Annotated in this window: 24 protein-coding genes; all 24 read right to left on the bottom strand. The window is 32.8% G+C overall.

Going from position 1 to position 20,489, the window contains the following annotated elements:
• Positions 1-14: 14 nt before the first annotated feature.
• On the bottom strand, positions 15-734 hold the full coding sequence (locus tag KA814_RS04735; protein WP_046208129.1) for a class I SAM-dependent DNA methyltransferase: 720 nt from the start codon (positions 732-734) through the stop codon (positions 15-17).
• 2 nt (positions 735-736) lie between these two features.
• Positions 737-1,090 carry a ribosome silencing factor gene (gene rsfS / locus KA814_RS04730; RefSeq protein WP_046208128.1) on the bottom strand — a complete coding sequence of 118 codons (354 nt, stop codon included), beginning with the start codon at positions 1,088-1,090 and terminating at the stop codon, positions 737-739.
• Positions 1,091-1,675 (bottom strand): bis(5'-nucleosyl)-tetraphosphatase (symmetrical) YqeK, encoded by a 585-nt coding sequence (gene yqeK / locus KA814_RS04725; RefSeq protein WP_046208127.1) that lies wholly within the window; start codon positions 1,673-1,675, stop codon positions 1,091-1,093.
• Positions 1,665-2,237 (bottom strand): nicotinate (nicotinamide) nucleotide adenylyltransferase, encoded by a 573-nt coding sequence (nadD, locus tag KA814_RS04720; RefSeq protein WP_046208126.1) that lies wholly within the window; start codon positions 2,235-2,237, stop codon positions 1,665-1,667. Before nadD ends, yqeK begins: the two co-directional genes overlap by 11 nt.
• Positions 2,237-2,527 carry a ribosome assembly RNA-binding protein YhbY gene (gene yhbY / locus KA814_RS04715; protein ID WP_046208125.1) on the bottom strand — a complete coding sequence of 97 codons (291 nt, stop codon included), beginning with the start codon at positions 2,525-2,527 and terminating at the stop codon, positions 2,237-2,239. The genes nadD and yhbY overlap by 1 nt, the downstream gene beginning before the upstream one ends.
• Positions 2,528-2,539: 12 nt before the next feature.
• Positions 2,540-3,337, bottom strand: coding sequence for a shikimate dehydrogenase (gene aroE, locus KA814_RS04710; RefSeq protein ID WP_064208887.1), 798 nt, complete (start codon positions 3,335-3,337; stop codon positions 2,540-2,542).
• A 12-nt stretch (positions 3,338-3,349) separates the two neighbouring features.
• Positions 3,350-4,447 carry a ribosome biogenesis GTPase YqeH gene (gene yqeH / locus KA814_RS04705; protein WP_406992545.1) on the bottom strand — a complete coding sequence of 366 codons (1,098 nt, stop codon included), beginning with the start codon at positions 4,445-4,447 and terminating at the stop codon, positions 3,350-3,352.
• A 9-nt stretch (positions 4,448-4,456) separates the two neighbouring features.
• On the bottom strand, positions 4,457-4,984 hold the full coding sequence (locus KA814_RS04700; RefSeq protein ID WP_064208886.1) for a YqeG family HAD IIIA-type phosphatase: 528 nt from the start codon (positions 4,982-4,984) through the stop codon (positions 4,457-4,459).
• Positions 4,985-5,002: 18 nt separating this feature from the next.
• Positions 5,003-5,689, bottom strand: coding sequence for a 5'-methylthioadenosine/adenosylhomocysteine nucleosidase (locus KA814_RS04695; protein ID WP_064208885.1), 687 nt, complete (start codon positions 5,687-5,689; stop codon positions 5,003-5,005).
• Positions 5,690-5,979: 290 nt separating this feature from the next.
• Entirely contained in the window at positions 5,980-7,212 is a 1,233-nt protein-coding gene (locus KA814_RS04690) for an NRAMP family divalent metal transporter (RefSeq protein WP_064208884.1), read from the bottom strand.
• A gap of 3 nt (positions 7,213-7,215) precedes the next feature.
• Entirely contained in the window at positions 7,216-7,974 is a 759-nt protein-coding gene (gene pxpA, locus KA814_RS04685) for a 5-oxoprolinase subunit PxpA (protein ID WP_046208119.1), read from the bottom strand.
• Positions 7,974-9,332, bottom strand: coding sequence for an acetyl-CoA carboxylase biotin carboxylase subunit (locus KA814_RS04680; RefSeq protein WP_046208118.1), 1,359 nt, complete (start codon positions 9,330-9,332; stop codon positions 7,974-7,976). The genes pxpA and KA814_RS04680 overlap by 1 nt, the downstream gene beginning before the upstream one ends.
• A 20-nt stretch (positions 9,333-9,352) precedes the next feature.
• A complete protein-coding gene (locus tag KA814_RS04675; RefSeq protein ID WP_046208117.1) occupies positions 9,353-9,787 on the bottom strand; it encodes an acetyl-CoA carboxylase biotin carboxyl carrier protein in 435 nt (144 codons plus the stop codon).
• Positions 9,787-10,794 carry a 5-oxoprolinase subunit C family protein gene (locus KA814_RS04670; protein WP_046208116.1) on the bottom strand — a complete coding sequence of 336 codons (1,008 nt, stop codon included), beginning with the start codon at positions 10,792-10,794 and terminating at the stop codon, positions 9,787-9,789. Before KA814_RS04670 ends, KA814_RS04675 begins: the two co-directional genes overlap by 1 nt.
• The gene (pxpB, locus tag KA814_RS04665) at positions 10,784-11,515 is read right to left on the bottom strand and encodes a 5-oxoprolinase subunit PxpB (protein WP_064208883.1); all 732 of its coding nucleotides are present in this window, start codon (positions 11,513-11,515) and stop codon (positions 10,784-10,786) included. Before pxpB ends, KA814_RS04670 begins: the two co-directional genes overlap by 11 nt.
• Before the next feature lie 284 nt (positions 11,516-11,799).
• Positions 11,800-12,276, bottom strand: coding sequence for a transcription elongation factor GreA (gene greA / locus KA814_RS04660; RefSeq protein ID WP_019469406.1), 477 nt, complete (start codon positions 12,274-12,276; stop codon positions 11,800-11,802).
• Between the two features lie 25 nt (positions 12,277-12,301).
• Positions 12,302-12,925 (bottom strand): uridine kinase, encoded by a 624-nt coding sequence (gene udk / locus KA814_RS04655; RefSeq protein WP_064208882.1) that lies wholly within the window; start codon positions 12,923-12,925, stop codon positions 12,302-12,304.
• Positions 12,925-14,193 (bottom strand): peptidase U32 family protein, encoded by a 1,269-nt coding sequence (locus tag KA814_RS04650; RefSeq protein WP_064208881.1) that lies wholly within the window; start codon positions 14,191-14,193, stop codon positions 12,925-12,927. The genes udk and KA814_RS04650 overlap by 1 nt, the downstream gene beginning before the upstream one ends.
• Before the next feature lie 14 nt (positions 14,194-14,207).
• Positions 14,208-15,131 carry a peptidase U32 family protein gene (locus KA814_RS04645; RefSeq protein ID WP_046208112.1) on the bottom strand — a complete coding sequence of 308 codons (924 nt, stop codon included), beginning with the start codon at positions 15,129-15,131 and terminating at the stop codon, positions 14,208-14,210.
• Positions 15,128-15,769 carry an O-methyltransferase gene (locus KA814_RS04640; RefSeq protein ID WP_046208111.1) on the bottom strand — a complete coding sequence of 214 codons (642 nt, stop codon included), beginning with the start codon at positions 15,767-15,769 and terminating at the stop codon, positions 15,128-15,130. The genes KA814_RS04645 and KA814_RS04640 overlap by 4 nt, the downstream gene beginning before the upstream one ends.
• Positions 15,770-16,538: 769 nt before the next feature.
• The gene (locus tag KA814_RS04635; RefSeq protein ID WP_210122680.1) at positions 16,539-16,865 is read right to left on the bottom strand and encodes a DUF1292 domain-containing protein; all 327 of its coding nucleotides are present in this window, start codon (positions 16,863-16,865) and stop codon (positions 16,539-16,541) included.
• Positions 16,866-16,881: 16 nt separating this feature from the next.
• On the bottom strand, positions 16,882-17,310 hold the full coding sequence (gene ruvX, locus KA814_RS04630) for a Holliday junction resolvase RuvX (RefSeq protein ID WP_019469412.1): 429 nt from the start codon (positions 17,308-17,310) through the stop codon (positions 16,882-16,884).
• Between the two features lie 3 nt (positions 17,311-17,313).
• Positions 17,314-17,574, bottom strand: a complete 261-nt coding sequence (locus tag KA814_RS04625; protein WP_046208109.1) for an IreB family regulatory phosphoprotein — start codon at positions 17,572-17,574, stop codon at positions 17,314-17,316.
• 67 nt (positions 17,575-17,641) lie between these two features.
• Positions 17,642-20,272 carry an alanine--tRNA ligase gene (gene alaS / locus KA814_RS04620; RefSeq protein ID WP_064208880.1) on the bottom strand — a complete coding sequence of 877 codons (2,631 nt, stop codon included), beginning with the start codon at positions 20,270-20,272 and terminating at the stop codon, positions 17,642-17,644.
• Positions 20,273-20,489: the final 217 nt, after the last annotated feature.

The raw sequence follows: 20,489 nt of genomic DNA, 5'->3' as shown, positions 1-20,489 counted from the left end.
AGTGATTTTACTTTTTATTTTTTTACAACGAAGAACAAGCGCTCTCCTTTTTGATTATGGTTATTGATTTCAAAATCAACGAATGTTGTTATATTTTTAAAGCCACATGATTCTAACATTTTAGTGTAAACATCTTTTGAATAAGTCTTTTGATAATGTGACTCATCAAATCTCTTATAATGCTTATCATCTTGTTTTATAAAAAACGTCATATCATGCCATACACTTAATGGTTCTTCCCCGCGAACAGCTTCCCAAGCTAAAAATACATTTTCAGTTTCATCAATATAACTTTGATTATTGAATAAAGTATTCATTTTATGTTCTGTATGCACATCAAACATAAATATACCTTCATTCGGCTCTAAATGATGATATACTTGCTGAAAAGTGGACAAAACATCTTCATATTCTGTTAAATAATTTAAAGAATCACAAAAAATAGTTATTACATCAAATTGTTGGTTTAGGTCGAAATCAGTCATATCGCCTTCAATCCAATTTACTTCACTAGATTTTTGCATCGCTATCGAAAGCATATCAACACTTAAATCCATACCAGTTATACAATCAAAATCATTTAATTTCGAGGTGAAACTGCCTGTTCCACAACCTATATCCAAGATGGTTGATTTATTTTTAGCATAAAATTCTACAATATCAAGCCATGATTCGTAAGGCTGATCTAAAGTTAATTGATCATAGTAATAGCTCATTTCTTCATATTGAACCATTATTAATAAACTGCCTGTCCATAAGATTCTAAAGGTGCATCACGATATAATTTCTCCAAGTTATAATAATCACGTTCATCTTTATGGAATACGTGTACGACTACATTGGCCAAGTCAATTAAAATCCATCTTGCTTCATTAAAACCTTCCATTCGTTTCACTTCAATTTCCGCTTCGTTAGCAGCATCTTTTACTGCGCGTGCGATGGATTGTACTTGTCTTTCATTATTGCCGTGGCATACGATAAAATAATCGGTCATATCGCTAATACCTTGCATATTTAAAGAAATTATATCTTCTGCTTTTTTATTCTCAGTTGCATTGACAGCTAAATTTAATAATTGATCTGATTTCATTTAATCATCCTTTACTCTTTCGTTACTATAATTGTAATAATTCAAGCAGGCAATCGTGGCATCATAAACGGTAATATCTTGCGTGATTAAATATAAAACAGTTCGCTTAGATATTTCATAAATGGTTTTATCTAAGCTACCTTGATTGTATGCTAAATCTCGAATTTCTTCAACGCCTGGGGTTTGACGACCAGGTTCAATATAATCTGCAATAAAAACTAATTTTTCTGTTTTAGTCATTTGAGCACGACCAGTAGTATGATTTTTAATGGCAAGCAAAACTTCTTCGTCATTCACAGCGAATTTTTGTTCCATTATAACTGCACAGACTGGGCCGTGTAAGATTTCTGATCCATAGCTCAACAAGTTACTATCTAAATCATTTTGTCTAACAATCTGATACATAGATCCTAAATCATCATATTTACTATAGTCATGTAAGATACCTGCAAGTTCTGCTTTATCTTTATCCCCATCATATAATTCAGCTAATTTAACAGCCGTTTCTGCTACTCTTAGTGAATGATTAAATCTTTTCTCCGGTAATTTATCTTTTACTAACGAGACTGCTTCATCAAATTTCATATAATCCTTCCTCTCTGATATATTTTTCTACACTTTGAGGAACAAGCGTATGAATATTTCCTTGTTGTTTCACTCTATCCCTAATCAGAGTTGAACTTATATCTATGCGTGGAATATTAATTGCAATCATATTATTTGAAACTTCTTGCTTTGCTTTTCCACGATTCACAATTACAAAGGTTACCATCGATTTCAATTTATCAATCTCATACCATTTTTCCAATTGTATATATTGGTCGGTCCCTATAACAAAATATAGTTGTGCATTAGGATGCTTTTCTAAAATGTGTTTAATTGTGAGATATGTGTAACTTTGTCCCTTGCGTTCTACTTCATCTAAATAAACAAAGCCAAACCCTAGTTCGTTAATTGCACACCGGATCATATCGATTCTATATGCTGCATCTAAATAATCATCATGCGCTTTGAGCGGCGACATATAACTTGGAATAAAGTAAAACAAATCTGGTTTAATAACATGATTCACTTCACTAGCAACAACCATGTGAGCCGTATGAATCGGGTTAAACTGCCCACCATATAAGACTATCGTTTTAGACATTATGGTAATTGAATTTGTTTATTATCATGTGATTCTTTATACAAGACAATCATAGACCCGATTACTTGAACAATTTCACTATGAGTTGCATCGCTTAAAGTTTGTGCTAAGTCATTTTTATCTTCAAAGTTGTTTTGTAATACATGTATTTTAATTAATTCTCTATTTTCTAAAATATCTTTTAATTGTTCTATCATATTTTCACCAACACCTGCTTTTCCGATTTGGAAAGTTGGATCAATATTATGTGCTTTACTTCTCAAAAATCTTTTCTGTTTACCTGTTAACATAAAATGCTCCTTTTATAAATAATCTAATACTGTGCGTTTCATTACTTCCACGTCTGGTTCTGTACCTGTCCAAATCTTAAAACTTTCTGCACCTTGATAAACAAACATATCCAAACCATTATAAATTGGGTTACCTTGGGCTTCAGCTTGTTCTAAAATGGGTGTTTTAAAGGGTATATACACAATATCACTTACTAAAGTTTCCGGGTCCAAATTTTTCAAACTAATTGGTATTTCTTGATTTGTATTCATCCCTGCTGGTGTCGTATTTATAATAATGTCGAATTCAGATAAAGCTAATTCAGCATCTGATAAGCGGATTTTATTTACATTCAAACGCCATTGATCAAACCTGTCTAAAGATCTGTTGGCTATAGTAAGTTTCGGTTGTACATATTTGGTTAATTCATTCGCAATACCTTTACTAGCACCGCCTGCACCTAATATTAAAATATAAGCCTGTTTTAAATCTGGGTACACGCGTTGTAATCCTTTAACGTAGCCGATGCCGTCTGTATTATAACCAGTCCATTTGCCGTCTTCTATTTTAACTGTATTCACAGCACCTACAGTTTCAGATTGTTCGTCAATTTCATCTAAAAAAGGTATAATGCGTTCCTTATGAGGAATTGTTACATTGAAACCTGAGAGTGCTTTATCTGAAATAATTTCTCTTATTTGGTTGAATTTATCTTCAGGAATATTAATCGCTTCATATGTTGCATTGCAATTTAAAGTTTCAAAATTGGCATTATGCATCACTGGAGATAAAGAATGATCGATAGGGTGGCCTATTACTGCATATTTCATACTCTTCACACCTTACATAATTGAATTTCTTAAAATAACATCAACATTTTTTGGCACGCGTACAATTACTTTTGCACCTACATCAATTGTGATAAAACCTAATCCCGAAATCATCACGTCACGTTTTTCTTTACCTGTTTCTAATCTTACGGCTTTAACATTACTCAAATCAAAATTTTCAGGGTTATGCGGTGGTGCTAATACAGATCCTAATTGATTTCGCCATAATTCATTAGCCTTTTCTGTTTTTGTTCGATGAATATTTAAATCATTAGAAAAGTAACAGACTAACGGTCTTTTACCACCACTTATATAGTCTATACGTGCGAGTCCACCGAAAAATAATGTTTGTCCTTCGTTAAGTTGGTACACACGTTGTTTAATTTCTTTTTTTGGCATAATTGTTTTAAGTTCATGTTCAGATACTAAATGTGTCATTTGGTGCGCTTGAATAATTCCTGGTGTATCATACATAAATGTTGTTTCATCAAGTGGAATATCAATCATGTCCAATGTTGTGCCAGGAAATCTTGAAGTAGTAACAACATCTTTTTCTCCTACACTGCGTTCTATTAATTTGTTAATTAGGGTTGATTTACCTACATTTGTAGTTCCTACTATATATACATCCTCATCATTTCTAATATTGTTAATAGAAGTTAATAGATTTTCAATACCTTCATTTTTGTCAGCAGAAATAAGTACTACGTCTTCGGCATCAAGTCCATATTTTTTGGCTGATTTCTTCAACCACTCTTTTACACGACGTTTATTTATTTGTTTTGGCAGTAGATCTATTTTATTAGCTACGAGAATAATTTTTTTGTTGCCAACAATACGTTTGATTGCATTAATAAATGATCCTTCAAAATCAAAAACATCTACAACATTTACTATTATTCCTTTTTTATCTGCTAGACCGTTAAGTAAATTTAAAAAGTCATCACTATCTAAACCTACATCTTGTACCTCGTTGTAATTCTTTAATCTAAAACATCTTTTACATACAACATCTTCACGAAATAAATTATGTTCCGGAACATAACCAGGTGCATCAGAATCTTCAGATTGTAATGGTGCACCACACCCTATACATTTCAATACATCCACTTCACTCAATCAATTTTCCTCCCATTTTATATATCCTTTTTTTCTAAAATGTTGTAATAATCTGCGTTCAATAAGGCGATTAAATTTAGTAATAAAACCATCCGTTTGTTTAACAGGTACTACCATAATAGTAAATAAACCGCGTCTATTCCCACCAAATACATCCGTTAACATTTGATCACCAATCACTACAATCTCTGATGGATTTAAACTCATAGAATGCATTGCACGATCAAACGCACGTCCTCTAGGTTTTTTAGCTTTAAAAATATAATCTACTTTTAATGATTTTGAAAAACTACCGACTCTTTTTTCATTATTGTTAGACACAATTGTAATTGTAATCCCTTTTTGTCTTGCTTCTTCAAACCATGTTTTAACCGCTTCAGTAGGATCGGCCACATCCCATCCTACTAGTGTATTGTCTAAATCAGTAACGATACCTTTTACGCCAGATTCTGCAAGCTTATCTATATCAATTTGAAAAATTGACTGTACATATTCATTTGGCATAAAGTATTTCTTTATTATACCCATTATTTCTATTCACCTTTTTTATATTTTTTTTATTAAATTTTCTACCATTGTACTAGAAGACTTTGCTGCTTTTGTTAAAAATTCATCAAATGTGATACCTGCGTCGCCATCAGCTAAATCTGAAATTGCACGCGTGATAATAAATGGTAAATTAAATTGATAGCAAGTCTGAGCAATTGCAGTTGCTTCCATTTCTGCAGCCATCGCTTGAGGGAAATTTGTTTTAATTTTCATTCGTTGGTCTTTTGTTCCAATAAAACTATCACCGCTTACAATCAAGCCTGTCTTTGCAGTTAACTGTTGATTAGTAATTACTTGTGTCGCTTTATCAATCAATGATTTATCTGCTACGAATTGCGCTGGCATTTGTGGAATTTGTCCTAATTGATAACCAAATGCTCTAGCATCAGCATCATGATAAGCAACCATATCACTTATCACGATATCTCCTACGTTTAATGATTTATCCAATGCTCCTGCAGAACCAGTATTTATAATTAAATCAGGTTTGAACTTTTCAATTAATAATGCTGTTGAAATTGCAACATTCACTTTACCAATACCACTTTGAGTTAATACGACTGCTTTATCATTTATATACCCTTTATAAAAATATACATGTGCAATATTAATCTCTTCAAAGTCAACAAGTTTATCTTTTAAGATTGCTACTTCTTCTTCCATAGCTCCTATAATACCGATCATCGTTTTTCACCTCAATTTAAAATCCTAACCTTAGTTATTCTACCACATTTAAACCAATAGCTCGACGATTGAACGATATTTATATCAATTTATTATTTCATTCTTTTCCATAAGAAACATAAGAATAATTTCTCTGCTTTCAATTGAATTAATCTGTAAATTTCTTGCTTAATATATCAAACTATTCGAGGCTATTTAGTGAAAAAATAATCATAAAAAATACCATTCCCTAAGTCCTTGTTTTGCATTAAGAACTAGAGAATGGTTTATTTGTCACTATTATTGTTTTATTAACTACCCATTAATTCTGTCAATCCTTGTAGTGAATAAACACCTGTAACAACTGTAACGATCACAGCAATTGCTCCAAAGACTAACATCCATGTTGGATGATGATAATCTCCGACGATTGATTTTCGTTTACTAGCAATTAGTATTGTCGTTAATATAATTGGTAAGATAAGTCCATTTAAAGCACCTGCAACGATTAATAATGTAACTGGTTTTCCTAAAAATAGAAAAACAAAAGTTGAAATGACTATAAATGAAATTACAATAATGTTTGTTTTATTATAGATAGATTTATGCAATGTTTTTAAGAAAGTTGCACTTGTGTATGCTGAACCAATAACTGAAGACATTGCTGCAGCAAATAAAACGACACCAAAAATATTTCGACCGACTGGTCCTAATACATGTTCAAATACAGAAGCTGGTGGGTTAGTATCATTTAAAGTTACACCTGTAACGACCACACCGAGTACCGCTAAGAATAATAAGGCTCTAAGTACACCCGTTGTTAATATTCCTGAAATTGCCGCCTTATTGACAAATGGCAAATAGTGTTTACCTTTGATACCTGAATCTAATATTCTATGTGCACCAGCAAAAGTGATATAACCACCAACTGTTCCTCCTACTAATGTGATAATCGGTAAGACAAGCGCTAATGGTTGCTCTGGCATCACGAGATGTTTAGCTGCGTCTGCATATGGTGGGTTTGCCTTAAACATTACAAATGCAACAACTACAATCATTAAAACGCCTAAAAACATCGTGACAACATCCATAATTTTTTGACCACTTTTACTTACAAAAATAAGTATTGATAATACAGCTGTAATAGCTGCACCAATCTTTACATCTAAGCCAAAAATTGCATTTAATCCTAATCCAGCACCAGCAATATTACCGATATTAAATGCAAGTCCTCCTATTGCAATTAATATCGATATAAAAGTACCCAATCCTTTAAAGATTTCATTAGCTACTTCTTGTCCACGTTTACCTGTAACTACCAACACTCTCCAAATATTAATTTGCGCCCCTATATCAATCAATATTGATAATAAAATTGCAAAAGCAAAACTTGAAGTAAACTGAGCAGTAAATACTGCTGTCTGAGTTAGAAACGCGGGTCCAATTGCAGATGTAGCCATTAAGAATACAGAACCTAATAATAATCTTTTATGATTTTTTGTAAATTCAAAATCCTTTGATTCTGTTTTTAATTTTTCTCCCATGTGTTAGCCTCCCAGCTTAGATATAGAAACGCCTTCTTTCGATAATCTGTCTCTTATTTTTGTAACAAATTCTAGTGCGTGTTCACCATCTCCATGAACACAAATTGTATCTGCTTGAATATCAATTTCCTTGTTATTTTTCGTAACGACTTTTTGTGACTTAACCATTTTGACAACTTGTTCAATAGCTTCTTCAGTGTCAGTGATCAATGCATCACTTTCTTTACGACTAACTAATTGACCATCATCTTCATAGCGTCTATCTGCAAACACTTCGGCAGCAGTAGTTAAACCAACAGCTTGCGCCTCTGTAACAAGTAGTGTATTTGATAATCCAACATAAATTAATGATTTATCAAAATCATATACAGCTTGTGCAATCGCATGAGCAATTGCTTTATCACGCGCCCCCATTTGATAAAGTGCTCCATGTGGTTTCACGTGATTTATTTTAACTTGGTGAACATTACAGAATCCGCTTAATGCACCGAGCTGGTAAATGACGATATCATAAATTTCTTTGGGTGACAAGTCCATATTTCTACGTCCAAATCCTTGTAAATCTGGGAGGCCAGGATGAGCACCTATACCAACACCATTTGCTTTAGCTAATTCCACCGTTTGATTCATGACATGTTGGTCACCAGCATGAAAACCACATGCAATATTAGCTGAAGTAATTAGCGGAATAATTTGATTGTCTCCACCGAATGAATAATTTCCAAAAGCTTCGCCTAAATCACAGTTTAAATCAACTTTCATCATGATTCCTCCTTAATTATTTGATGTCTATCTAAGAATTTAATATCTACATCTTTTGCATCACCATTAGCATATTGCGGATACGATAAAACAGCATATAAGAAATCAGCTGTCGTAGTAAAGCCATCGATTACCATTTCATCCAATGTTACTTTTAATTTTTTTATTGCTGAATCTCTATTTGGTGCTTTTACAATCACTTTAGCTACAAGTGAATCGTAATTTGGCGATACCGTATAGCCATGATAAAGTAAACTGTCGATACGGACGTTAAAGCCTTGAGGCAAATGTAATGCTTTTACTTTACCTGGTGAAGGCTGAAATCCTTTCTGAGGATTTTCTGCGTTGATTCTTGCTTCAATGACATGACCATCAAATATCACTTCGTCTTGATTGAACGGTAATGTACCGTGTTTCATTAAATAGAGCTGTGCGTGTAGTAAATCACGATTTGATCTCATTTCAGTTACTGTATGTTCTACTTGGATACGCGCATTCATCTCTATGAAGTAATAAGCATCTTCTGTCACTAAATATTCGATAGTACCTGCACTTCTATAACCAGATGCTCTTGCTACTTTCACAGCATCATTACACATAGATGTTCTCATATGTTCAGATAATGCAGCACAAGGCGATTCTTCAATTAATTTTTGATTTTTTCTCTGAACTGAGCAATCACGTTCACCTAAGTGTATGTAATTTTCTTTACCGTCTCCTAACACCTGAACTTCCACATGTTTAGCTACTGGGATAAACGCTTCCACATATACGCGATCATCATTAAAATATTTTTGCCCCTCACTTTTGGCTTCTTTAAATGACTTTTCTAAAGATTCTTCTTTTTTGACAATCCTTATCCCTTTACCGCCACCACCACTGGCAGCTTTTAATACAAGTGGATAACCAATATCTTGCGCAATTTCCTTAACTTCTTCGATTGACTCTACAGCAGAAGTAGAACCTGGTATGATAGGCACATTAGCTTGGTCTACTGTTTGTCGTGCTGTTATTTTATCACCCATCATCTCCATAGTTTGATCAGTTGGCCCAATAAAATAAATACCGTTTTCTTCAACATTTTTAGCGAATGAAGTACTTTCTGATAAAAAACCATATCCTGGGTGAATTGCATTTGCACCACTAATTTTTGCTGCACTAATAATTCTATCTTGGTTTAAATAGCTATCTAATGCATTGGCTTCACCAATACATATCGCTTGATCAGCTAAGCTGACATGTAGGCTAGACTCATCCCCTAAAGCATAGATAGCTACAGTTTCAATATCCATTTCTCTACAAGCGCGGATGATTCTTACAGCAATTTCTCCTCTATTTGCAATTAAACAACGATACAACTCAAATACCCCCTTTATACTTATTTCACAGTTATAATCGTTTGATCATACTCAACATTTGCGCCGTGATTGACATGTATTGTGTCGACTACTCCACTCACATCACTTTTTACTTCATTCATGACTTTCATCGCTTCTATATAACCAATGGTATCTCCTTTTTTAATTTCATCACCTTCATGAATAAGGGGATTTGTTAATTCCTTCTCGTCTTGTAAATAAAATGTTCCAACCATTGGTGATTTGACAACTTGATCGGATTGTTCTTCATTTGATGCACTTTGTTCATTTAAACTTGATTCATTATTTGAAACTAATTGTTGTTGCGCAGTTGATGCAGATGTATTATCGGTAAAATCTATAGTGATTTCATTTTCATAATCTTTATAATTAAATTTTTTAACCCCGTTATCTTTTACCATCTTTATTAATTGTTCTACTTTTTCAAAATTCATTATAATTCCCCTTTCAATAAATGATTAATACGAGTAGATGTATTTCTCAATTGTGAAATATCAAAAATTGGTTGCTCTTTAATATTATTGATTGTATTTTTAAACGCTTCTTCTTGTTGCTCTAATTTTTTAACTGCTTCTTCGATTGTCGTCCATTCAAAACGAATCGTATCATTAGGTTGCATTTGAGCTAATTTATGTAAATCAGATGCGCAAACAGTTGCTATTTTTGTATAACCGCCTACTGTTTGTTTATCATTTAATAAAATGATCGGATTGCCATCATTTGGCACTTGTATACTGCCTAAGGCAACAGGCTCTGATATTATGTCAGCCGATGTGTTTGGTGAAATCGCTTCACCTTGTAACCGATATCCCATACGGTCTGACTTTTCTGATATTTTAAATTCATTAGCTACTAGTTTTTGTTGTGCCTCTTCGCTAAAGCTATCAAATTGAGGCCCTTTGATGATTTGAATAGGTTTTTCTTCAACTTCACCAACATCTTTTGGTACACTCAATCCAAGATTTTGTGCATATGGATAATCGTTTTCGCACTCAATTACATCACCAGATTTTAATGCGCGCCCTTTAAAACCACCAATTTGACTTCGTGTGTGTGTAGAATAACTATTTGCTACTTTATGAATTGTCAAAGGTTTACCAAATAATAAGTACCCTCTAGCCCCTTTAGTGACCTGTCCAACTTTCAAAACGTCACCTTTTTTTACTGCTATTACAGTAGATTCATCAATAATTGCTTCGTTAACAGTTGCTTTGAACTCAGCACCTATTAATACAAAAGCATTGTCTTCTAAGAATTCAATTGTTGGGCCAATTATTGTACATTCAATTGCTGGCCCTTCATTGCCAATGAGTGCTTGTCCAGTTCGATAAGCGTACCGATCTAAAACACCTGCAGTAGAAAATCCTTGGTCTTGATAGCCGATTCTTCCTAAATCTTGAATCGTACTAAATAACCCTGGATTAATAATTTTAATACTCATATTGAATTTTCACCCATTTCTTAATATCAAATTCACCTTGCTGTTCTTCTATAATCTGTTCGAACGTTGATTCATCGATAGGATAGAATTTTATATAGTCACCAGATTCATATAAACACATAGGTGTTTTTGAAATATCAAATACAGTAATTGGTGTACGTCCGATGATTTGCCAACCACCTGGAGATTGTTTTGGATATAAACCTGTTTGATTATTCGCAATACCTACAGAACCCGCAGGAATGCTCGTTCTTGGTTCTTCTCTTCTAGGTGTAGCCAGCTCTGGATTTAAACCACCTAAAAACGGAAAGCCTGGCATAAATCCAAGCATATAAATTAAATATCGATTTTCTGTATGTAAATTAATGACGTCCTCTATTGATAATTGATGATGTGTAGCTACTTCTTGAATATCTGGACCATAATCACCACCATAAAGAACTGGTAAACTAATTATTTTTACTTCATTATTATTTTCATCAAAATCCAGTTGATTTAATTGTTCTAGATTCAACGCTTTAACTACTTCCGCTAAACTTTGTTTTGTAATATCTATATGTAGCATAATTGCCCGATAAGAAGGTATCACTTCAATAATTGCTTTATGTTGTTGATCTTTAATATAATTTTCAACTTTTTGAACTTCCTTAAATGTCGAAGGATTGATTTGTTGTTCAAAGTAAATCATAATTGTCTCTTCATTGATCAATTTATATTCCAACACATTTCCCCCTTTGTATTTTATACATTAAACTATGATTCAAACATTAATATGTGTGCAACATTATAATTGTATCATTAACTGTCAGACTATGTTTAATTAAAAATAGTTATAATTGTCGATAATAAACTACTATTGTTAAATACAAATTAATCCAAAATTATCTCAATATTTCAATTATTGTATCAATGATATAAATTTATCAAATAGTTGAAGATAAGTATATGTTTTTATTTATAAAGTGTAAAATCCCCCTAACAATAAGTGTTAAGGGGATTTTGATATTATTTGATATTTACAATTTTGACATTAATTTCTGCACCATTTGGTAGTGGAACACGAACTTCTTCGTTTAATTTTTTACCGATTAAACTTTTTGCCATTGGTGATTCATTTGAAATTTTACCATTAAATGCATCAGATTCAGCTGATCCAACAATTTGGTATTCCTCTTCGTCTTCACCAGGTAATTCTACAAAAGTTACAGTTTTACCAATTTGTACTTGGTTGTTATCACCAGTATCTTCGATTATTAGGGCATTACGTAGCATATGCTCAATTCTTTGTATATCTTGTTCGATAAATCCTTGTTCATCTTTCGCAGCATCATACTCAGAGTTCTCAGATAAGTCTCCGAATGAACGTGCTACTTTTATTTTTTCTACGACTTCTGGTCTCTTAACCGTTTTTAACTCTTCAAGTTCATTTTCTAGTTTTTCGAAACCTTCTTGCGTCATAGGATATTGTTTTTGGTTTTCCATATTGTCATCTTCCTTTACTATAATACTATTGTTTACTTACTAAAGTCTGAATTTTCGTCGTCATTATATCGATCGCAACTTTATTACTTCCACCTTCTGGAATGATAATATCTGCATATCTTTTTGTGGGTTCTATAAATTGATTATGCATTGGTCGAACTACATTTAGATATTGACTTATTACAGAATCCATTGTTCGTCCTCTTTCTTCTGTATCACGAAGTAAGCGACGTAAAATTCGTAAATCTGCATCTGTATCAACATAAATCTTGACATCCATTAAATCTCTTAACGTTTTATTTTCAAGCGCAAATATGCCTTCTACGATAATAACATCTTTTGGTTTAAATGCAATCGTTTCTTCACTTCTAGTGTGATTTGTATAATCATATGTTGGTACTTCGATTTGTTTGCCATTTCTCAAATCGTTTAAATTATCTATTAATAAGTCATTATCAAAAGCAAAAGGATGATCATAATTGGTCTCTAAACGTTCTTCGAAACTTAAATGCGATTGGTCCTTATAATAATAGTCTTGTGCCAATAATGCAACACTATGGCCTTCTAAATTTTTCATTATTTCATTTGTCACTGAGGTTTTACCCGAACCCGAACCACCAGCGATTCCAATAATAGTCGTACGTTTCATTATCCAATTTCCTTTCTCATCATGTTGTTGGTATAAATTGGATGATCAACTTTAATTTGCACGATTTGCAATGGATGTCGTGCAGCATCAAGTTGGTTACCTTCTTCATCATAGATAGTGTCAACAACTTGTCTAAATGTATCGATTTCAGGACCAAAAAACTCTATTTCGTCCCCAGGTTCAAATTTGTTCCGCTGTTGAATCGTAGCAAGCTTAGTTGTTTCATCATAAGCCAGAACCAATCCACAAAAATCATAAGCTGAGTTCTTTTTATTTTGTTGCCCAAACATTTGTTCCTCATATCCAGGTGTGCCTTCAATAAATGCAGAAGCAGTATCTCTATTAGCACATTTTTCCAGCTCAGTTAACCATTCTGGCTTAATTTTAAAGTTATCAGGATCTTCTGCATAAGCATCGATGACTTTGCGATATACAGACACTACAGTTGCAATATAGTGTATTGATTTCATGCGTCCTTCAACTTTAAGTGAATCCACACCAATATCCATCATTTTAGGGATTGATTCAATAAGTTTCAAATCTTTTGGACTCATTGCAAATGGAGTCACTGCATTTTCGTCATAATATAAATCTAATTCACCATCTTCATCAACTTCCAACAGATCATAATCCCATCTACAACTTTGACAACAACCGCCTCTGTTAGAGTCTCGAGCAGTCATGTGATTACTTAATGTACATCTACCAGAATACGCAATACACATCGCACCATGTATAAATGATTCAATTTCAATATCTACTTTGTCTTTCATTTCCTTCATTTCCATAGCACCAGTTTCACGTGCTAATACTACACGATCTAGACCTTCATTTTTCCAAAATTCTACAGCTTTATAATTCGAAAGAGATTGTTGTGTTGATAAATGAATTTCTAAGTTCGGCGCTACACGCTTGCAGGTTTCAATAATAAGTGGATCTGCAACAATAATACCAGTGGCGCCTGCTGACTCAATATTTTTTAAATACTCGTCCAATCCTTCAATATTTTCATCATGAGCAATAATATTAGTCGTAACGTAAATTTTCGCCCCATATTGCTGAGCGAATGTCACACCTTCGTTTATTTCTTCCAACGTAAAATTATCTGCATTTGATCTTAAACCATATGCTTGTCCACCTAAAAATACAGCATCAGCACCATAATGTACTGCTATTTTGAGTTTTTCTAAATTACCTGCTGGTGCAAGTAGTTCAGGTTTTTTAATCTTATTATTAGTACGATTTTCAACTTTTTCTAATAATTCCATTACTTAAACCTCCTTTAATAGACTGTTTGTTTATACAAGAATCCTTCATCAAACGGACGGTGCTCAGGCTGAATGGCCTCAATCGGATCTACAAGCATAAATTTTTCATCATCATAGGTTTCAGGATCTTCTTTGAACAAATCAATCGCTTCTCTATATTGCTCTGTACATACATTGATATATTCTTCAGTTTGTAATACACCATCGATTTTGAATGCATCAATATTGGCTGCTAAAAGCTGATCTAACTCTTCGATCAAACAAATATCATTAGGTGACATTATATGCGTTCCATTATAATCTTCAAAAACAGGATATTTGTTATCCCGTTCTTCATCATATAAAAGCAACTCATTCGCTTCTTTATTTCGTTGAATTTTCATTTGTCTTTCTTGGAAAGTAAAATAGTTACCTAATAACATACGTTTTGATTGAAACATGCAAGTCATACCATGTACTTGTACTTCAATCTCTACATCTGCATTTTGTTTTATATTTAATATTTCATCTAAACTTAATTCTCTAGCTAATTGCGCACGTTGTGCACCTTTTTTCCCCCAATAGTTACACTGGAAATAATTTGTGACTAGTGCTTCTGCATCCCAATTTAATGGAATCGGATTTGGTTGTTCATTCACATACATAACTACTGCTGGATCGCCAAATATGATGCGGTCAACGCTTACTTCGTGTAAAAAATCTATATATGATTTTAGTGCATTTAAATGATAATTGTGAAAAATACCATTTACTGCTACGTAGGCTTTTTTACCATGATTATGTATTAATTCCACTGCTTCTATCAATGCTTCTCTTTTAAATTCTCCTGCTAATCTTAAGCCGAATCTTTGCTCACCAATTACAAAAGCATCTGCACCTTTTTCAATTAGTGTCTCAATATGTTTAACAGATTTTGGTGTTACTAATAATTCTGTCATTTTGATTCTCCTTTAATCGAAATAGCTAGACCATCATCCATATTAAGGAAATTAGTTGTGAAATGAGGTTGAGCCATAAGCCATTCATTATATTCTTGTACTTTTTTTACCATTTGTCTAACATTTCTACTTCTCACTTCGGAAATATCAGAAACAAAACCATGATACAAAACGTTATCTGTAACTATTATCCCACCTTCATTCAATAAAGGGGCGTACAAAGAAAAAAACTTTTTTGATTGTGCCTTTGCAGCATCAATAAATATCATATCAAAAGATTCATGTTTGATATTTTCTAAAGCTTCTAACGCATCCTTTTCAATTAACTCAATTTGAGTTTCAAATCCAAATTTCGCAAAATTTTCTTTGGCTTTTAATTGCATATCATCATCACGCTCGATGGTAACCACTTTTATTTCATCAGAAACAGAAGCAAATTGCATACTGCTATAACCAATCGCTGTACCTATTTCTAAAATGCGCTTGGGTTTATGTATTCTGATCAGTTGTTTAATCATATCTAATGTTAGTCTATCAACGATTGGAACATGGTGTTCCAACGCATACGGTCTAAGTTGTTCAATAGCAATATCATTCTCTTTGTGCAATTCTAATAAATATGATTGATTATTTTCCATTTTAAAACTTCCTTCAATGTAGATATTTCAAAGCATTTTTGACAAATAAAATAAATCAGCCAATAATCGTGACTGATTGTATTATGGTTAATAATGACGTCTATAAGTTGTTATTTTCGAACTACTTTATATAATTCTTTGAAAATATCTCATAAATTTAAAATTTAACTTTATATATTTTACCACAAACCCATATATTTTATAAGTGTAAATTGTGATAATTAACTAGTTAATATAACTGTAGCTGATTGAGTACTTTTATTCTTAAATATAAAAATTGGGACTTAAAAGTCTCAGTTACGATAAGCTACATTTGTGTGTATTTTTGAAAAATTTCTTTTTGATTTGATATTAAAAATGTTCAAAATAAACGATACTTTTTTTAAAACAACAGAATCTAAAAATAGTTTGACATTATTAAATCGATATTTTTCTTCGACTTATTCGAATATGAAAACTAAACTGGCATCTGTAATAAAATAAAAGCCGGTAGAGACAGAGTAAATTAGCGCCAGTAGAATTCAAACACAAAAAGACTGTCAACAAAGCTGGAAACTTTGTTGACAGTCTGAGTTGAGACTTTTAAGTCTCGGCTTGATAATTTGAAATAAGCACTTTGTATCTCATATTTTATCCCTTAACGATTGTACAAGATTTGACTAACAAGCTTTGTCACCAAAGAAAAACATAAACATTATTAAATCAATGTGTCGTTCAGGTTTATGTTTTAATTAGTGGTGCAAATTATTTGAGTTGTTCAGATTAGAGGTTATTCATGGTTATGATCATGATCGTCCATTTCAGTGTTAACGACTTCTTCAATCATATCCCATTCTTCATCTGTTTCAACCGGTAAGAATTTTCCGCCTTCACCATCTTCATCAGGCTCATTAATCATTGGTACTAATTCGATTAAATCATCATCATCTGATTCTGCATCTTCTTCAGCAAGAATCACATATTCTTTTTTAAATTCAGGATGGAAAAATTCTAATACTTTACGGTAAAGTACTTCGTTTCCATCTTCATCATATAAAGTTAATAGTTCCTCTTGATTATTAATTTCTAATTCAGATTCATGGTTGTGTTCAGTCATTATAAAACGCTCCTTTTTATTGTATAGAATCTAAATAGCCTTGTAATATAAATACTGCAGCCATTTTATCTATTACTTTTTTTCGTTTTTGTCTAGAAACATCTGCTTCAAGTAAAGAACGTTCTGCAGCCATGGTACTTAAACGCTCATCCCACATGATTATCTCTACAGATGGCAATGCTTCTTGAAGTTGCTCCTTGTATTGTAACGAAGCTTCGCCTCGAAATCCAATAGAATTATTCATATTCTTTGGCAAACCAATGACAACAGTACCAACTTTTTCTTTCTCTATGATTGTTACTAGTCTGTCTATACCTAGTTCATTCTTATCTTCGTTTATATGGAGTGTATCTAATCCCTGGGCTGTCCAACCCATGAGATCGCTTATAGCAATGCCAACAGTTTTACTTCCTACATCTAAACCTAAAATTTTATGTTTTAGCATTAATTACTTTGAATTCTCTTGTAAATAATTTGAAACTAATTCTTCCATGATATCGTCACGATCAATACGACGAATTTGGTTTCTAGCTTCATTATTACGTGGAATATACGCAGGATCTCCTGATAATAAGTAACCAACGATTTGATTAACAGGATTATAGCCACGTTCTTTCAATGTGTTATAGACATTTTGAAGTACTGTTTTGACATCTTCTTTTGGAATTTCATCATAATTAAATTTCATTGTTTTATCAAAGTTTTCCATTTTGTAACACTCCTTCATATCGAGTAAAAAGTACTTATTGTTAATTCTACATGACAATAGTTAGAACTTATAGAGATTTAATGTAATCTTTAATGAAACGTAATGATTCTGTTATGTTTTCAGGTTGAGTGCCTCCACCTTGAGCCATGTCTGGACGGCCACCACCTTTACCACCTACAATAGGTGCCATGTTTTTAATAATATCACCAGCTTTTACACTGTCTGTTAAAGCTTTTGGCACTGTTGCTACTAATGACACTTTACCATCTATATTACTAATTAAAATTATAATAGCATCTTGCAATTTAGATTTAAAGTCATCCATTGTCTCACGAATCGCTTTTGCATTTGCGACTTCAACCTCAGTTGCAAGGACTTTAAATCCATTAATTTGTTCCACTTGATTTGTAATATCACCCATTTTTAGTGTAGTGATTTCTTTATTTTTTTGCTCAAGTTGTTTAGTTAATTCTTTTTCATCCGCTTGCATTTGGATGACTTTATCCAAAACTTGATCATCTGATTTCACTTTAATTTGTGCTTTCACTGCATTAAATTGTTCTTGAATTGTTTCTAAATATAGGAATGCTGATTTTCCAGTAAATGCTTCTATACGTCTCACACCAGCACCAGTACCTGATTCACTTACTATTTTAAACAAACCTATTTCAGAAGTATTATTAACATGGATACCTCCACATAATTCAATAGAGAAAGGAGACATATTCACTACTCGAACAACCTCACCATACTTTTCACCAAACAATGCCATCGCGCCTAACTTTTTAGCTTCAGCAATAGGCATTTCTTGAATATCCACATCTATACTATTCCAAATTTCTTCATTAACTCTTCGTTCAACTTGATCAATTTCTGCTTGATTTAAAGGTCCAAAGTGCGTGAAATCAAATCTTAATCTCTCTGCTTCAACAAGTGAGCCTGCTTGATTGACATGGTCTCCAAGTACTTCTTTTAATGCTGCATGTAATAAATGTGTAGCGCTGTGATTCTTTTTAATATCTCTACGTTCAATGTGGTTTACACTAGCAAACACTTCGTCATTCTTTTTAACAGTGCCAAATTGAATTTCACCTTTGTGTAAGTTTTGTCCATTGGGCGCTTTGGTAACTTCAGTAACATTGATTTCGAACTGTTCATTACTTATAGTACCTTCGTCTGCAACTTGTCCACCACTCACTGCATAAAATGGTGTTTCTTTTAAAATAAAGTAAATAGTTTCTCCTGCTTCAGCTTCATTTACTAATTCACCATTATATATGATGTCCGTAATAATCGTTTTTTGGTCCATGACATCATAACCTACAAATTGACTATCTGTTGTTATTTTTTTTAATATGTCACTTTGTACTTGCATAGATTGTGAGTTTTGACGTGCTTGTCTAGCTCTGTCACGTTGTTTTTGCATTTCTTCTTCAAAAGTATTCATATCAACGGTAAGATTTTCTTGAGTTGCAATTTCTTCAGTAAGTTCAACTGGAAAACCATATGTGTCATATAATTTAAATGCATCTTTACCACTAATTTCATTTGTCGTCGACTTTGCTTTTGTAATTAAATTATTTAATATCGCTAGGCCTTCTTCTAATGTTTCATGGAAACGTTCTTCTTCAGATTTAATCACACGTTTGATGAAATCTGATTTTTCTTTAACGTTTGGATAGTATGGTTCCATTATATCTGCAACAATATCAACTAATTTATACATAAACGGCTCATTAATGTCTAAGGATTGGCTAAATCTTACAGCACGACGTAAAAGTCTGCGTAGCACATAACCTCTTCCTTCATTTGCAGGTAACGCGCCATCAGCAATTGCAAATGAAATTGTGCGAATATGGTCAGCGATAACTTTAAATGCGACATCATAAGAATCTGTTTCAAGATATTTTTTACCCGAAACATTTTCAACTTCATTAATGATAGGCATGAACAAATCCGTTTCGTAGTTTGTACGAACATTTTGTGCGATAGATGCCATTCTTTCGAGACCCATTCCAGTATCAATATTTTTATTTGGTAATGGTGTGTACGTATGGTCTTTATTATGATTAAATTCACTAAATACTAAATTCCAAACTTCTAAAAATCTTTCATTTTCACCGCCTGGATACATTTCTTCTGCAGCATCATCTTGTCCAAATTGATCCCCTCGATCATAGAATATCTCTGTATTAGGGCCTGATGGTCCCTCACCGATATCCCAGAAATTACCTTCTATACGAATAATCCTACTCTCTTCTAAGCCTATGTCTTCATTCCATATTTTATAAGCTTCTGTATCCTCAGGATGTATGGTTACATACAATCGTTTTGGATCCATAGCCATCCATTTTTCATTCGTTAAAAATGTCCAAGCAAATTCAATGGCTTCTTTTTTGAAATAATCACCAATTGAAAAGTTACCTAACATTTCAAAAAAAGTATGATGTCTAGCTGTAAAGCCAACATTCTCAATATCATTTGTTCTTATGGCTTTTTGAGAATTGACAATACGAGGCTTTTTCGGTGTTTCTCTGCCATCAAAATATTTTTTCAATGTCGCAACACCAGAGTTAATCCATAGTAAAGAATCATCATCTATAGGTACTAAAGGTGCAGAAGGTTCAACCATATGTCCTTGTTCAACAAAGTAATCAATAAAATTCTGTCTAATTTCACTTGCTTTTAAGTTTTTCATACTTAAAATTCCTCCATCTCAACTCAAGTTATATCAGTTATTTGATAAAAATGAAAATAAAAAACGTCCATCCTATCAAAAGGGACGAACGTTTCGCGGTACCACCCTAGTTATAAGCATTAATCATAATTAATAATTCCGCTTATCACTTAAAATAAGTATATTTATTATTTAACATAAAGTAGCTTTCAACTATGCTATCTGTACTTTTCACCAG

The organism is Staphylococcus sp. GDY8P196P, from assembly GCF_017891705.1.
In the GTDB taxonomy this organism is placed as follows: Bacteria; Bacillota; Bacilli; order Staphylococcales; family Staphylococcaceae; genus Staphylococcus; species Staphylococcus ureilyticus.
Note: the sequence above shows the minus strand (reverse complement) of the source record. Positions and strands in the feature narration are given on the sequence as shown.